This is a genomic window from Xenorhabdus ishibashii, assembly GCF_002632755.1.
Lineage (GTDB): Bacteria > Pseudomonadota > Gammaproteobacteria > Enterobacterales > Enterobacteriaceae > Xenorhabdus > Xenorhabdus ishibashii.
Genome location: NZ_NJAK01000001.1, coordinates 113,736 through 128,837, shown reverse-complemented (window position 1 = coordinate 128,837; position 15,102 = coordinate 113,736). Strand labels below are relative to the sequence as shown.

Genomic DNA, 15,102 nt, shown 5'->3' with positions numbered 1-15,102 from the left:
GGTCAGGGTTTCGCAGCCTTGAATTAACGTCCACACTGGTAGGAATTTTCTACCAGTGTGCTTGCTATCACCCTTTCAATGGTGATTCAGGCAGGGGAAGCTTCGGCTTCGCCGGTTGGACGTTACCGGTACTGCGAACCCTGTCTGGATTACCACCATCAATGATTAATTAATGGAAAGGGTAGCAGGAATGAATAACAATAATGTTCAAAATGATTGGCACCAAGCGGATATCATCGCTGCATTACGTAAGCGCGGTACAACCTTAGCGGCTCTCTCTCGTGAAGCTGGACTTAGTTCATCAACATTAGCAAATGCACTCAGCAGACAGTGGCCCAAAGGCGAATGGATCATTGCTAACTATCTTGAAATCCATCCTTCAGAGATCTGGCCTAGCCGCTATTTTGATCAACGTGGTCAACTTATTGAGCGTAAAGTTCGCAATAAACCACAGGAATAACTTGCTTCAATTTGTGATCCAGTTTGTGAAAATGATAAATTTTAATATGAAGCCTTGAGAGTGAAATGGCAGCCAAATTGACCATTTTCAAACCTTACGGCTTTTTTTGCTTTAAAGTGATAATAAAAACACCCATTCTGCGGTCCCTCCTAAAATCAGGTCTAATCCCATTATTTATTGTGACGAATCACGTAAATTATATAAAGTAACTGGAATAGCTGGAAAATTGAAATCTAACAATCCTCTACTATCATTTCTTAAAACGGAATGGAGAGTGGAAAGTGGCGAAAAGAGAAGCGCAAACAGATTTATGGGTTCATGGTTTACTAAAAGAAGCTGGAATTAAACACGATGCTCAGGGAAGCACAATACTTGAGATTAACAGCGCTTTGAAAACCGCTTCCAAAAACGGGTCTGGAAAAATTGGTTTTCCTGAATTTGTTGCTGTTGTGAAAGATTTCATTCTTGTTATAGAGAATAAAGCGGATATATCTAAACACGTAAAGTTAGATGCTAAAGGTGTAATAAGTCTTGAGCCGAAAGACGTTAAAGACTTTGCCGTGAACGGAGCTTTGTTCTATAGCCAGCATTTAGCCCAAAACACATCATATAAAAAAATCATTGCTTTTGGCATTTCAGGCGATGAGAAAAGACATAGAATCAGCCCCTACTTTATTGATGAAACCAAGTATTACCGCGAGCTACCAGAAGTCGAATCTTTTATCTCATTCAATAATAGTAATATTGTCGAATACTATACTAGAGAAATTCTGCAAGAAAATACTGAACAAGAAAAAGAGCTTGCTGAGATTCTAAAAGATGCTTCTGAACTTCACGAAGATTTGCGTAATTACGGTAATTTAAAAGATATCGATAAACCTCTTATCGTTTCGGGAATCTTGCTGGCGTTGCGAGAAGAAGAATATCGTGGATTTGATGTGTCCCATTTAACGGGTGATGATGTTGATACAGATGGCGATAAAATTTATAACGCTATTGAAAAGAACTTAAAGCGCTCAAATGTTGCCCCAGATGTTAAACGTGATAAGATTCTAAGTCAGTTCTCTATCATTAAAGATACGTATATCCTGAATGAAATTAACACCACCCTAAATAAAACACCTCTTAAACACTTCACCGAATTTCTACGTGACAAAATTTACAAAAGCATCAAATACACTCGATCGTCAGAAGATTATTTGGGTCGTTTCTACGGTGAGTTTATGTCTTATTCTGGTGGTGATGGTCAAACACTTGGGATTGTTTTAACTCCTAAGCATATTACCGATCTATTTTGTGATTTGGTGGACATTAAACCAGATGATGTCGTGTTAGATCCTTGCGCAGGTACAGCAGGCTTTTTAATTGCCGCTATGTACCATATGCTGGCTCAAACTGACAATGAAAATACCAAAAAAAACATTCGTCAAAAACAACTACATGGTTTTGAGTTGCAGCCCTACATGTTCACCATTGCCACTACGAATATGATTTTGCGTGGTGACGGTCAAAGCAATCTGATTAATCATAATTTCCTGAGCGAAGACCCAAACGTGCTTCAATTACATAAAGCTACAATTGGGATGATGAATCCACCATATTCACAGGGTTCAAAGAAAAACCCTGATCTTTATGAGATTGCTTTTACTGAACACCTGCTTGATTCTTTGGTCAAAGGTGGGTGTGTGATTGTCATTATTCCTCAGTCTTCCGTTACGGGTAAAACCAAAGAAGAGCAAGCTATCAAGGCAAACATATTCAAAAAACATACCCTAGAAGGCGTCATTACGCTCAATAAAGACACCTTCTATGGAGTGGGAACCATGCCTTGTATTGCTATTTTTACCGCAGGAGAACCCCACCCTGTTAATAAAGAATGCAAGTTTATTGATTTCCGTGAAGATGGTTTCAAAGTAAGCCCTCATATTGGTTTGATTGAAACGGAGCAGGCAAAAGATAGAAAACAGCATTTATTAGATGTTTGGTTTGAACGTATCGAAGCCGAAAGCAGGTTCTGCGTAAAAACCACTGTTGAAGCCGATGATGAATGGCTTCATAGCTTCTACTACTTCAATGATGAAATTCCAACTGATTCAGAATTTGAAAAGACTATTAGTGATTATCTGACTTTTGAATTTTCAATGATTATGCAGAATCGAGGATACTTGTTTGAATCGAATGATTCCGAAGAGGTAGATGATGCTTCTAAAGCCTGAAGGTAAAGAGTGGAATGAATTCTTTCTTAAGGATATTTTTGGAACCGTTCAGCGTGGAAAACGTCTGACAAAGAATAATCAAATTGGTGGAGAACACCCCTATGTTTCATCAACAGCATTAAACAATGGTGTTGATAACTTTATTGGGAATGATACGGGTGTTCGTATATTCTCAAACTGTTTGACTATCGCTAATAGCGGCAGTGTTGGTTCCAGTTTTTATCATCCATATTGTTTTGTGGCTAGTGACCATGTTACTCATTTACAAGATGATAATTTCAATCAGTTTATTTACCTATTTATTGCTAATCAAACCAGCAGATTGTCAGAGAAATACAACTTTAATCGTGAAATTAACGACAGGCGTATATCAAGAGACAAAATAATACTTCCTGTCATCAGTAACGATGAACCAGACTACCTATTCATGGAGGAATACACTAATGCCTTGATGGATAAGAAAAAGGCTGAATATGTTGAACATTGCCGAAAAAAGTTAGCCAAGCTTGAATATAAAGAAATTGATGTGCTTGAGGATAAAGAATGGTGTGAGTTCTTTATTAATGATTTGTTTGACGTCCAAATTGGCAAAAACATTGATGGGAATAAAGTGGATAAATGCTCTGGAATGTCCCCTTATATTACTAGAAAAGAAGTTAACAATGGCAATGATGGTTTCTTGGATTATAACCAAGAGTATCTATTTAAAGATACTCCAGTAATCACAATAGGTAATGAAACGGCATCGCCGTTTGTTCAAACATCTTCATTTTTTACAGGGACAAAGGTAAACATATTAAAACCTAAAAATGTGTTTCAAGAGAAAGCATTATTTTTCATTGCACAATCATTAAGACAGCATAAAGACAAGTACTCGTTTTCTTACACGATTAATTCAACCCGTTTAAAACGACAAATGATTCTACTTCCTGTTGCTGAAGATGGAACACCAGATTATGACTACATGGCGCAATATACAATGAATTTAGAGTATCGAAAGCGCAAACAGTATCTTGAGTATTTGGATTCTCAATACAAGAGTTATGATAAGTGAGTGATGTTAATTTTGCGATAAACTCCATGAAAATGATAAATTATTATATAGATCCCTGAGCATAAAACGACACCTTAATTTGACCATTTTTGAACCTTATGGCTGTTTTCCTTTAACGAAAATAAAAAATAAAATCAATAAGATAAGAAACATAAGAAGCAGAATATTCTGGGGGCATTAATAGGGGCATAAAATAAATACATAAAAATAAATTAAATATATTCAATTCGTTATATTTATTTGCTAGTCCCGCCCTGGCACCAAATTAAAACTTGCTGTAAAACAGTGGGTTAGGATTAGAAAAGGCCACCGCAAGGTGGCTTTTTTCTTTGACGTAAATCACGTTTCACTATTTGTTCACTATATTCTTTCACTATATTTTTTGACCATCCGTTTACTTTTTTTGTCCCCCAACGACCGGAACAACATTCACTTTTCTATCATATCTTGCCGTTTGAGTAATGTTTTTATGTCCAGTGATTTTTTGTTTTTCGGCCAGTGTACCCTCTAGATCTGAAATCCCTTTTGCTTTCAGATCATGAAATGTGAAGTTAAAGTCCAGCTCTGGAAATTTTTCAATAGCGGCGGCTCTGGCTTTTTTCCAGCGGCTGTTAAACCCATCACGGGTTTTAAAGCATCAATCAACAGAGATTGCTGTGGCGAACGAAGGGCTTTCTTACGGAGTGTAGTATCCAGCGTGATGGGCAGATATTCCATCTGTCCTCCTAGCGGTTTACCGCAGTAACAGCATGAATATCAAAGTTAACAGCAATCGAATTGGCACCACCAATTGTCATGACATTTTCCATAAATTCATGAGCGTAAGCCTCCCCACCTTCCAGCTCAATATAGCGAGTCACGTAGCTAGTAGATAAAAAAAACAATGCTAATTCTTCTGCAGAAAGGAAAATAATATTGGCAAACACCTCTCGTTGTGCGTTATACAAGTGCGGACAATCACGCATCAGTTCGAGCGTATCATCATATTGTGTCAGACGAGAATCTCGGTACTTTGCCCAGCGCGAGATCAATTCTTTTTCAATATAATCGCGCAAAGGCCCATAAACCATTGGAAAATCATATTTATAGGCGCAAAAAAGCCCTCCGGATTTTAACCACTTTTGTAAATTCATTAACACTACTTGACGATCCATCCAGTAAAATGAGGTTGCACTGGTTATCAGGTCATAATTGCGTGGCGGAGAAAAAGTTTCTGCTGGAGATACGCTAAACGTTATATCAGGATAGCTATGGCACGCTCGCTCAATAAGAGCATCACCAAGATCACACCCTTGAACATAAGCAAAATACTCTTTCAAATGAATGGTAGAAACGCCATTGCCGCAGCCAATATCCAATGCAGCTTCATTTGAAGGTGCTCGGACAGAGAGTGAACGATATAACTCATCGGGGTAGGTGATCTTTCCCCTTGCGATATCATAAGATTCTGCATTTTCATTAAACTGTTTCACTGTGTTATCTCCAATAAACTTTCATGGTAATCGCCTTTATGGACAAAGTTAATATAGGTGCCACAACCGCGAATAAAACGATAGGAGTGAGCCACACTCGCTGGGATGAAAACACTGGCTGGGCTATGTATATGACGAATATCGCTCCCAAGATCGACTTCCACCTCTAGTACTACAGTCGTACGCTCCATTGTGGCATGATAGCTCATGATATATTCTTCCTGAAAATAGGGGGAGGTGTTCAATGCACTCACCTGTCAACCTTTGGGAACAAGAACTGCTCTCATTACACACGCGTCTGACACCGTTATTTCACCATGCCAGTCCACAGCAACGCAGCCTCGCTTATCTCCGGTGATGTTGAGCGTAAAAATAGTGTGTGGTGGCAAGGGCCCAGATATACCAGCGCCGACAAGGTTGTGGACAGTCTGCCATCTTCGTTTTGGGAAAAACATTCCGCGGGATTGGGGACAAAGGGAGAAGGTTGGTACGACTGGGTTCGGGAGCCGCTTTGGCGTTTACAACCCAGTGAGGAAGAGCGGGATTATGGTCATTATCTGCTGGTTCAGCGCAGCCGGGATGAGAAACAAGAGCGGGCTTATTATATCGTCTATGCCGGCAGAGAACAGGCTGACCTGAAAACCCTGGTTCAGGTGGCAGGGCATCGCTGGGAAATTGAAAGTGGTTTTGAGGAAACGAAGGGGGAATGTGGCCTGGATCATTATGAAGTGCGGCAATGGCCCAGTTGGTATCGGCACATTACCTTATCGCTATTAGCTCATGCGGTGCTGGCGGTCTTAAATAGATCCAGCGTTTATCCCAAATTTCCAATAGATTACTGAAAGATGACAAATTGCCACCTTAGAGTAAATGATACTGGAGTTCTAATAATTAGGTCTTGGGTTAGTTGGTGATTCTATATACAACGCTCTTTGGTCTAGCTTATTTATCCTGCATGCTACATTGTATATGAGCTGATAGCCTAAATTTAATTTATTGATAGCTTCAAAAACATCTGACATATGCGCTTTGCTATGAGGCTTTATTTCAATAATATCAACCTGATTGTTAGGTTCATAATCTGAAAATTTATCATTATGTGTTAAGGAATAATTTTTAATTATGCTGCCTCCTAAGATCTCATAGGTTATAAGATGATTTGAATGACTATTGAAATACAAAACATCATCTGCCATTTTTTTACCAATTGACACCCCATCGGGTTTGCAATTAAAAACTAATTTAATCCTAAAGGGGACATAAGTGTACCCAGAACCTTGACAAAAATAATTTCTTTTTGGGGTATAGCCACCATGAGCTAAAATAATTGCAGTCCTGGCTGAATTTACAGCCTTTTTAATGATTAAATTTTTATAGGGGACGATTACAGTTGGCATATATATTCATGCTCTATTGATTAGTGATAATTTAAATCTTATTTCACTATTTCTATCCAATAATAAGCGAATAATTCTTAACTATTAGTTACTCACTGAAATTGAACCAATATTTTTTCACCCGTTTACTTCGCGTACCCAATGCATACGGGATGGTTGCATTTTTTATATCTGAATTCCGTGCATCAAAAACGCATATTTAATCCAATGAACCTAACCCTATAGAAATGAGCTTCCGAGGAAACCAGTAGAGCTGGCGCGTTTCGAGGGCTGGCGCTGGCCGCAGATTAGTCCATTTTCATCCCCCCTTTCTCATGGCAGCCGACATAAAATAAAGACACAGGATTTCTTGTTTTACCTTCTGGGGCTTTCAGTGTCATTTCAAACAGCAGGTGGCTGAATTATAACAACAATGCTGTGGAACATTTGGTGAATCTTTACCGGTGACGGAATGCTGTTTTGCAGGTGAAGCCGCTGCTGGAATATATTGGGTTGGCATGAACTGAAATTAACGCTATAAAGCATTATTTCTGGCGTATCGTTACATTCGCAGATATATATTAAAAGCTGAATTTAGTGTAGGGGGAGTTATGGGACAGTATCGACACACAATCTCTAATATTATAGCAATGCCTGATGATGTGTTGCTGCAGCAAACGGTTGAAGTAAATTTTCATCAGGAGAAGCGATTTCATTATTTTTTAGATACACCAAGACATAAGTCGGGAGATCGGCTCAATATTATAGGACACTCATCTCCAGTGGGCAGAACAATATTATTTGCTGGAGCATCTGCGTATAATCCCGGAATGAATTTGAATGTTTTTTGCCAAACAATCAAAGCATTATTAACTGATATAAGAAGCAGAGGACAAAATATTCTCTGTGTCAGAATAATAGCTTGCTACTCTGGATCTAATGGGCTTGCTCAAAAATTGGCCGATTATATTAATATGCCAGTTAAAGGCTCGTTAGGAGGCACACGAGTTTATCCAACGACGCAATTTCGTTCAATGCCCAATGTAAACCGTCATTTTATTGATAAAACAGATAGAGGTGGTCACTATTATTCAGAGGAAGAGGATAGGCAGTTGAGGCATGATCCTGCTTATGGTTTGTATCAGTGGTACTATCCTCAATCATCAGATCCAGATAGTGCATTTGATGCGTTTGCCAATCAACGAGTATCAAGGCTTCAGCGTTCAGAACCAGATAGTGCATTTGATGCGTTTGCCAATCAACGAGTATCAAGGCTTCAGCGTTCAGAACCAGATAGTGCATTTGATGCGTTTGCCAATCAACGAGTATCAAGGCTTCAGCGTTCAGAACCAGATAGTGCATTTGATGCGTTTGCTAATCAACGAGTATCAAGACTTCGGCGTTCAGAACCAGATAGTGCATTTGATTCGTTTGTTAATCAACGAGTATCAAGACCTCAGCATTCAGATTCAGATAGCGAATTTGATGCGTTTGTTAACCAACGAGTACCAAGAAAAAATAGTCGGTAGCATAACGGATTATAACCCGCTAAAATCATTCCATTGGCCTGAACACCCGAACCTAAACTTAAGTTGCTGTGCCATGGCCTTAAAGGATCAAGAATGGCGCAGCATAGCTTTATCAAAATCTCCGACGACACCCTACGGCCTGCTATTCCGGTCGCCAGAAAATACCTGCATTCGAAAATCAAATTCGGCGATGTGTTGTAGATTTCAAGAAAGCCCGTAATTCAATCATAAAACGGTTCATAATAACTTTTTTACTGAGTTGCAAACGAAAAAAACCACCAGTAACTTACTGATGGTTTTTAGGTTTATAGGTGCTTAAGTTTTGTCATCAGGTTATCGTAAATCATTCCCACTCAATTGTTGCTGGTGGCTTACCGCTAATATCATAAACTACCCGCGAAATACCATCGACTTCATTAATGATCCTGTTCGATACACGACCTAAGAAATCATATGGCAGATGCGCCCAATGAGCGGTCATAAAGTCGATAGTTTCTACCGCACGCAGGGATACAACCCAATCGTATTTACGGCCATCTCCCATAACGCCAACAGAGCGAACTGGCAGGAATACGGTAAATGCCTGGCTGACTTTATGGTACAGATCCGCTTTATGCAGTTCTTCAATAAAGATAGCATCAGCGCGGCGCAGTAAGTCACAATACTCTTTCTTCACTTCGCCCAATACGCGAACGCCAAGGCCTGGGCCTGGGAATGGGTGGCGATATAACATGTCATATGGTAAGCCCAATTCCAGACCGATACGGCGCACTTCGTCTTTGAACAACTCTTTCAGCGGTTCAACCAGACCCAGTTTCATATCTTCTGGCAGGCCACCGACATTGTGGTGAGATTTAATAACATGGGCATTACCCGTTGCAGAGGCCGCTGATTCGATAACATCCGGATAAATTGTGCCCTGTGCCAGCCAGTTAACCTGAGTCTGTTTTGATGCTTCTTCATCAAAAACATCAATAAATACATGACCAATGGCTTTGCGTTTAGCTTCCGGATCATTAATTCCTGCCAATGCAGACAGGAAACGCTCTTCCGCTTTAACGTGAATGATGTTCAGGTCAAATTTACCGGCAAACATCTCCATCACCTGATCCGCTTCATTTAAACGTAGCAGGCCATTGTCTACGAAAACGCAAGTCAGGCGCTTACCAATTGCACGGTTCAGCAACAGTGCAGTGACAGAAGAATCCACCCCGCCAGACAGTGCCAGAATAACTTGATCATCACCAATCTGTACGCGCAGGCGTTCTACAATATCTTCAATAATAGAAGCAGGTGTCCACAGTGCTTCACATTGACAAATATCCAGAACGAAACGTTTCAGGATATTCATGCCCTGATGAGTATGAGTGACTTCCGGATGGAATTGCACACCATAAAAACGTTTTTCATCGTTGGCCATAATAGCAAACGGGCAAGTATCAGTACTGGCGATGGTTGTGAAACCAGCAGGGATAGCCGTTACTTTATCGCCATGACTCATCCATACATCCAACAGGGGTTTGCCGGTTTCGCTCAGGGCATCCTGGATCTCGCGGAATAGTTCGCAATTATTCTTGATTTCAACCTGCGCATAACCAAATTCACGCTCATCAGAGTTAGAAACCTGGCCGCCCAATTGCATAGACATGGTTTGCATGCCATAGCAAATACCCAGCACAGGTACGCCCGCATTGAAAACATATTCCGGTGCACGTGGGCTATTGTGCTCAGTCGTACTCTCTGGTCCACCAGAAAGGATAATACCATTCGGGTTAAATCCACGGATTTGTTCTTCAGTGACATTCCATGTCCAAAGTTCACAATAAACACCGATTTCGCGAATACGGCGAGCAATGAGCTGAGTGTATTGCGAACCAAAATCAAGGATCAAAATGCGATGCTGATGGATATTAGTTGTCATTTGAGGTGAGTTCCAAAAACAAGTGGCAATTAAAAATAAAAAAACAGTGACCCGCGGGTGGGTCACTCTAAATATGTTAAAGACCTAAACGGTAGTTGGGTGATTCTTTGGTGATAGTCACGTCATGAACGTGGCTTTCCTGAATACCCGCACCACTGATACGAACGAATTCTGCTTTAGTTCTCAGTTCATCAATGGTTGCACAACCGGTCAGCCCCATACAGGAACGCAAGCCACCCATTTGCTGGTGGACGATATTTTTCAGCAGACCCTTGTAAGCCACACGACCTTCGATGCCTTCGGGAACCAGTTTGTCAGCCGCATTATCAGTCTGGAAGTAACGATCAGAGGAACCTTTGGACATCGCACCCAACGAACCCATGCCGCGGTAAGATTTGAACGAACGTCCCTGATAAAGCTCGATTTCTCCCGGTGATTCTTCCGTTCCCGCCAGCATGGAGCCAACCATTACACATGATGCACCTGCCGCAATCGCTTTGGCGATGTCACCGGAAAAACGGATACCTCCGTCGGCAATTACAGGAATGCCAGTTCCTTGCAGTGCTTCAACTGCGTCTGCAATGGCAGTGATTTGAGGCACACCAACACCGGTAACGATACGAGTCGTACAAATAGAACCTGGGCCGATACCCACTTTAACGGCATTTACACCCGCTTCTACCAGCGCTTTAGCACCTTCACCTGTCGCTACATTACCGCCGATGATTTGCAGATCAGGATACTTAGCGCGAGTTTCACGAATACGCTGCAACACACCTTCAGAATGGCCGTGGGAAGAGTCAATAAGCAGTACATCGACACCCGCAGCGACCAATGCATCAACACGTTCTTCGTTGCCAGCACCAGCGCCAACCGCCGCACCGACACGCAAACGGCCTTGTTCGTCTTTACATGCGTTTGGCTTACGCTCCGCTTTTTGGAAATCTTTTACCGTAATCATGCCAAGCAGGTGGAAATTATCATCAACAACCAGCGCTTTCTCCACCCGTTTTTCGTGCATTTTGTGCAAAACCACTTCACGAGCTTCGCCTTCTTTTACGGTTACCAAACGTTCCTTAGGCGTCATTACTGCCGTCACCGGCTGATTCAGATCAGTCACGAAACGCACATCGCGGCCAGTAATAATGCCCACTAATTCGTTCTCTTCTGTTACTACGGGATAACCCGCAAAACCATTGCGTTCGGACAACTCATGAACTTCGCGCAAAGTCGTCTGTGGCGTTACAGTAACAGGATCAGTGACTACACCGCTTTCATGCTTCTTCACGCGGCTGACTTCTTCAGCCTGGCGTTCAATTGACATATTTTTATGAATGAAGCCAATGCCCCCTTCTTGTGCCAGTGCGATTGCCAGTGAAGATTCCGTTACAGTATCCATAGCTGCGGAAAGCATAGGTACATTCAGGCGAATAGTGGAAGTTAATTGGGTGGACAGATCTGCGGTGTTAGGCAAGACTGTTGAGTGGGCAGGAACCAACAATACATCGTCAAAAGTTAATGCTTCTTTTTTAATTCGTAACATGGGCAATATCTCACCAGGCTATGGAGCAATAAGAGGGATAAAATATTGCCGCGGCATTATACAGGCCGAAATCGGTTGCCTCCAGCATTTTTTGAAAAAAATTCTTGATTAGTCGTGTAATGAGACTAATATCGGTTGATTAAGTCCTTGTTTTAAAATTTGATCTAGCTCACATGTCACTACCAACCAATACCGGAATTTTTTCTGTTAGCCGTTTGAATCAGACTGTTCGCCAGCTATTAGAGCTGGAAATGGGCAGGATCTGGTTGTCCGCTGAAATATCCAATTTTTCTCAGCCATCATCAGGGCATTGGTACTTCACATTAAAAGATGAAAGGGCACAAGTTCGTGCTGCCATGTTTCGAAGTCATAACCTGAGGGCAACGTTTCGTCCACAAAATGGCCAACAGGTATTGGTTAGGGCACAAATTACCCTGTATGAACCGCGGGGTGATTATCAACTGATAGTGGAAAGTATTCAGCCTGCGGGTGATGGTTTGTTGCAACAACAATTTGAAATATTGAAGCAAAAACTCGCCACAGAAGGCTTATTTGATCAGCTTCATAAGAAGTCACTTCCCTCTCCGGCAAAACGACTCGGTGTCATCACATCTTCCAGTGGTGCTGCATTGCACGATATTTTGAATATCTTGAAACGCCGTGATCCTTCCTTGCCCGTTGTTATTTATCCTACCGCTGTTCAGGGAGCCGAAGCACCATTACAGATTATTCGGGCAATCGAGCTGGCAAATGCGCGACAAGAGTGTGATGTTCTGATTGTCGGACGTGGCGGAGGATCGCTGGAAGATTTGTGGTGCTTCAATGATGAACAAGTGGCACGGGCAATATTCCAAAGTCATATTCCCATTGTCAGCGCTGTCGGCCATGAAACCGATATCACCATTGCGGATTTTGTCGCTGATTTACGTGCACCAACGCCTTCTGCGGCAGCAGAGTTGGTTAGCCGCAATCAAACAGAATTATTACGGCAAATACAATCCCTGCAACAACGCCTTGAAATGGCAATGGATTATTTCTTCGCGCAAAAACAGCGGGTATTTAATTTATTGCAGCATCGCCTTCAGCAGCAACGTCCTGATTTGCAATTGGCGCGTCAGCAGAATCATTTAGCTGAGTTACGGCAAAAGTTGATTGATAGTTTGTCACGTTGCCTAAAACAGCACTCAATTTCATATGAAAAATTGAATCAGCGATTACTGCAAATTCACCCTGAGCGGGAAATCCAGCGTCATAGCCAATCTATCCAGCAGTTTGATTTCCGCTTGAAACAGGCCATTGAACGGCAATTAGGGCGTTATCGGGAAAAATTTGCTGTTTCCTGCTCGCGTATGGAGGCTGTCAGCCCATTGGCAACGTTGAGTCGTGGTTACAGTATTAGCGAAGCTCCTGATGGAAAATTGCTAAGGCAAGTCAGGCAAGTAAAAGCAGGTGATATGCTGAAAACACGGTTGCAGGATGGCTGGGTTGAGAGTCAGGTGACACAGGTTGGATTGGATCCTAAATAAAAAACAGCCCCTGCCTGGGGCTTATTCTGTGTTTATACAACGTGTTAATAGAAATTAGTCCCTATCCAATTTCGTTTGGTTATTCATTTTAATCACATTGATTGGATAAATATGACAAATGAGAATGTTTGATCAAGGATAATGCAGTATAGATGTGAAACTTATTTGAATATTTTTTATATAAAACGATTTAATCTAAACGGGGGCTTTCAGGGCTTTAAAATTAAAAACCTCGCTGTAATATCTTATATTCATATTCTTGAGCATTAAGCTGCGTTTGTAGCCGCATCATAAATGTATCTTGATGTTTAAATTCATTGCAAACGAATAAATCAAGAGCGGCATATTGATGTTCAGGCCAAGTGTGAATAGTAAAATGTGACTCTGCTAATATTAGCGCACCACTGACACCCCATGGTTGGAATTGATGGAAGTGATGAGTAATCACATTCAGCTCACATTGTTGGGCAATCTCAAGCATGATTTTTTCAATGGCTGATACAGATTTCAGTACTTCTGCATCACAATCTTTCATATCTATGATCATGTGAGTGCCAAGTTGTCGTGTATTATCCGATGTACTGACTTTTTCCTGACCACGATATTGAAATTTAGTGCCGTGACACTTATTACAAGTTGCCTCTATGAGCTGTTCTATCGTTAATATGTTCTTTCCGTGTCCAATGGTTATCATGTTATTACATGATTTACATTGGTAAAATTTTACACGAGGGTTAATTTCTCCGGTATAGAGTTTATCTGAATAATTATTTCCTCCTGGGATTGTTGGGTATGTTTGAGGTGTAACAGAAAGAACATAGAGATCGCTGACATTACTGATAATACTTCCGCCATGATATTTATTGAATTGCGGATAAATATGTCTGATAAGAAGATTTTGGTTGTTAAATAACCTTTGAGCTTCTTGGTTTTCCATTGGTTTTTTTTGACCAAAGGAGAGTAAAATCTCACTATTATCATTTTTAGTGAAACTAATAGCACGTGATAAAAATAGTTTTAATCCGCTCAATGTATAAGGAGGATCAGTCAAGACGATATCAAAATTTTTAGTGTATACATTAGAAAGTTTCAGATCTAAGTATTCAGTATTAATGACAAAATCATTTTGCTCTGCGACATCCCGAATAAATATTAGCAGGTCCTGATCGATATCCTTGACAAAAATATTTTTTGAGCAGCCGTGGCCGAGTTTTTTAAATGCCATCATCAGGGCTAAGGAAGTTAAATCATCATCACCCAAAAATAAAATATTTTGTTTAAATACTCTTGGGTTATTAAGTAATAGCATTACCCGGCGTATTGATGTCTCTAATGTCGCATGTGCTTGATCTAACAAAACATTGACTTTAGGTCTGCTGTTATATATAGGCGCCAATAAAACGGAAAGCTCTTGCTCAAACTCTTCTCGTTTCTCCTCTGATGACAGCAAGTTATATTTATTTATATCAATTGATCGGTATCCCAGCTCATTTTGTACATATTTTACGCCGATAGAGTTTAACTTAAAAACACCTTTGTTTTCAGCGTAATCATATTTTATTAATTCTTTTTTAAATGCGGAGATGATAGGAATAGGTAGACCGCTTTTTAATGAAATATCTTTGTTTGATGTTCGGTCATATAAATACAGGCGTATTAATAATGTCTCTAGCACTTCAACTGGGTGTGACAACTCCATATTGTTTCTTATAACATTCAGTGTGTTCATGGTAATCTCTTTTTACGTGACTTGCTAATTTCACAACGTAATTAAAACTCAGAATTATTAACCCAGATGTTTAAATTCCATTTGAATCTGCTACTGTTGTTATTTTTGAAGTTTGCAATTTATCCTCCTGCCATAAATTCTGGAAATTCACTTATATTGTTGATAAATTTAACCATTATATAAGGAATCATGATTTTCAATTAGTTTCTATTACTTTTGAAACAGTAAATAAGGATAGTGTGTTTATGATTTTTTCTTAACTGAATCCATCAGTAT

The 15,102-nt window shown here is 40.5% G+C and carries 11 protein-coding genes and 3 pseudogenes; 7 read left to right on the top strand and 7 right to left on the bottom strand.

The genetic code is table 11. The features are described from left to right. The first annotated feature begins 190 nt into the window (after positions 1 to 190). The 3 genes from Xish_RS00545 (at position 191) to Xish_RS00535 (ending at position 3,730) form a co-directional block, all read left to right on the top strand. Positions 191 to 460 carry a helix-turn-helix domain-containing protein gene (locus Xish_RS00545; RefSeq protein WP_038221516.1) on the top strand — a complete coding sequence of 90 codons (270 nt, stop codon included), beginning with the start codon at positions 191 to 193 and terminating at the stop codon, positions 458 to 460. Positions 461 to 741: 281 nt separating this feature from the next. Then, positions 742 to 2,676 (top strand): HsdM family class I SAM-dependent methyltransferase, encoded by a 1,935-nt coding sequence (locus Xish_RS00540; protein WP_099116245.1) that lies wholly within the window; start codon positions 742 to 744, stop codon positions 2,674 to 2,676. Beyond that, positions 2,657 to 3,730, top strand: coding sequence for a restriction endonuclease subunit S (locus Xish_RS00535; RefSeq protein ID WP_099116244.1), 1,074 nt, complete (start codon positions 2,657 to 2,659; stop codon positions 3,728 to 3,730). The genes Xish_RS00540 and Xish_RS00535 overlap by 20 nt, the downstream gene beginning before the upstream one ends. Positions 3,731 to 4,124: 394 nt before the next feature. Here the strand turns inward: Xish_RS00535 and Xish_RS18840 are convergent. The 3 genes and pseudogenes from Xish_RS18840 to Xish_RS00520 all read right to left on the bottom strand — a co-directional run. Then, positions 4,125 to 4,358: pseudogene (locus Xish_RS18840) on the bottom strand (site-specific integrase); the annotation flags it as partial. 97 nt (positions 4,359 to 4,455) lie between these two features. Continuing rightward, positions 4,456 to 5,202 carry a class I SAM-dependent methyltransferase gene (locus tag Xish_RS00525; protein WP_099116243.1) on the bottom strand — a complete coding sequence of 249 codons (747 nt, stop codon included), beginning with the start codon at positions 5,200 to 5,202 and terminating at the stop codon, positions 4,456 to 4,458. Then, positions 5,199 to 5,456: a hypothetical protein gene (locus Xish_RS00520; RefSeq protein ID WP_208614787.1), complete on the bottom strand. Its 258-nt coding sequence runs from the start codon at positions 5,454 to 5,456 to the stop codon at positions 5,199 to 5,201. Before Xish_RS00520 ends, Xish_RS00525 begins: the two co-directional genes overlap by 4 nt. 156 nt (positions 5,457 to 5,612) lie before the next feature. Between Xish_RS00520 and Xish_RS00515 the strand changes: the two are divergent. Further along, a pseudogene (locus Xish_RS00515) lies at positions 5,613 to 6,044 on the top strand (transposase); the annotation flags it as partial. A gap of 42 nt (positions 6,045 to 6,086) precedes the next feature. On the opposite strand, the gene Xish_RS00510 reads toward Xish_RS00515, so the two are convergent. Next, positions 6,087 to 6,599 carry a putative adhesin gene (locus Xish_RS00510; protein WP_099116242.1) on the bottom strand — a complete coding sequence of 171 codons (513 nt, stop codon included), beginning with the start codon at positions 6,597 to 6,599 and terminating at the stop codon, positions 6,087 to 6,089. A gap of 590 nt (positions 6,600 to 7,189) precedes the next feature. On the opposite strand from Xish_RS00510, the gene Xish_RS00505 reads away from it, so the two are divergent. Together Xish_RS00505 and Xish_RS19250 are read left to right on the top strand one after the other, a co-directional pair. Further along, the gene (locus Xish_RS00505) at positions 7,190 to 8,107 is read left to right on the top strand and encodes a hypothetical protein (RefSeq protein ID WP_099116241.1); all 918 of its coding nucleotides are present in this window, start codon (positions 7,190 to 7,192) and stop codon (positions 8,105 to 8,107) included. Positions 8,108 to 8,200: 93 nt separating this feature from the next. Beyond that, a pseudogene (locus Xish_RS19250) lies at positions 8,201 to 8,328 on the top strand (DUF1367 family protein); the annotation flags it as partial. Positions 8,329 to 8,450: 122 nt separating this feature from the next. Here the strand turns inward: Xish_RS19250 and guaA are convergent. Both guaA and guaB read right to left on the bottom strand, forming a co-directional pair. Continuing rightward, positions 8,451 to 10,028, bottom strand: a complete 1,578-nt coding sequence (gene guaA / locus Xish_RS00495; RefSeq protein ID WP_099116240.1) for a glutamine-hydrolyzing GMP synthase — start codon at positions 10,026 to 10,028, stop codon at positions 8,451 to 8,453. A gap of 76 nt (positions 10,029 to 10,104) precedes the next feature. Further along, positions 10,105 to 11,571 (bottom strand): IMP dehydrogenase, encoded by a 1,467-nt coding sequence (gene guaB / locus Xish_RS00490; protein WP_099116239.1) that lies wholly within the window; start codon positions 11,569 to 11,571, stop codon positions 10,105 to 10,107. Between the two features lie 173 nt (positions 11,572 to 11,744). Between guaB and xseA the strand changes: the two genes are divergently transcribed. Beyond that, a complete protein-coding gene (gene xseA / locus Xish_RS00485; RefSeq protein ID WP_099116238.1) occupies positions 11,745 to 13,097 on the top strand; it encodes an exodeoxyribonuclease VII large subunit in 1,353 nt (450 codons plus the stop codon). A 223-nt stretch (positions 13,098 to 13,320) separates the two neighbouring features. Here the strand turns inward: xseA and speD are convergent, their stop codons facing one another. Then, a complete protein-coding gene (gene speD, locus Xish_RS00480; RefSeq protein ID WP_099116237.1) occupies positions 13,321 to 14,826 on the bottom strand; it encodes an adenosylmethionine decarboxylase in 1,506 nt (501 codons plus the stop codon). Positions 14,827 to 15,102 lie beyond the last annotated feature (276 nt).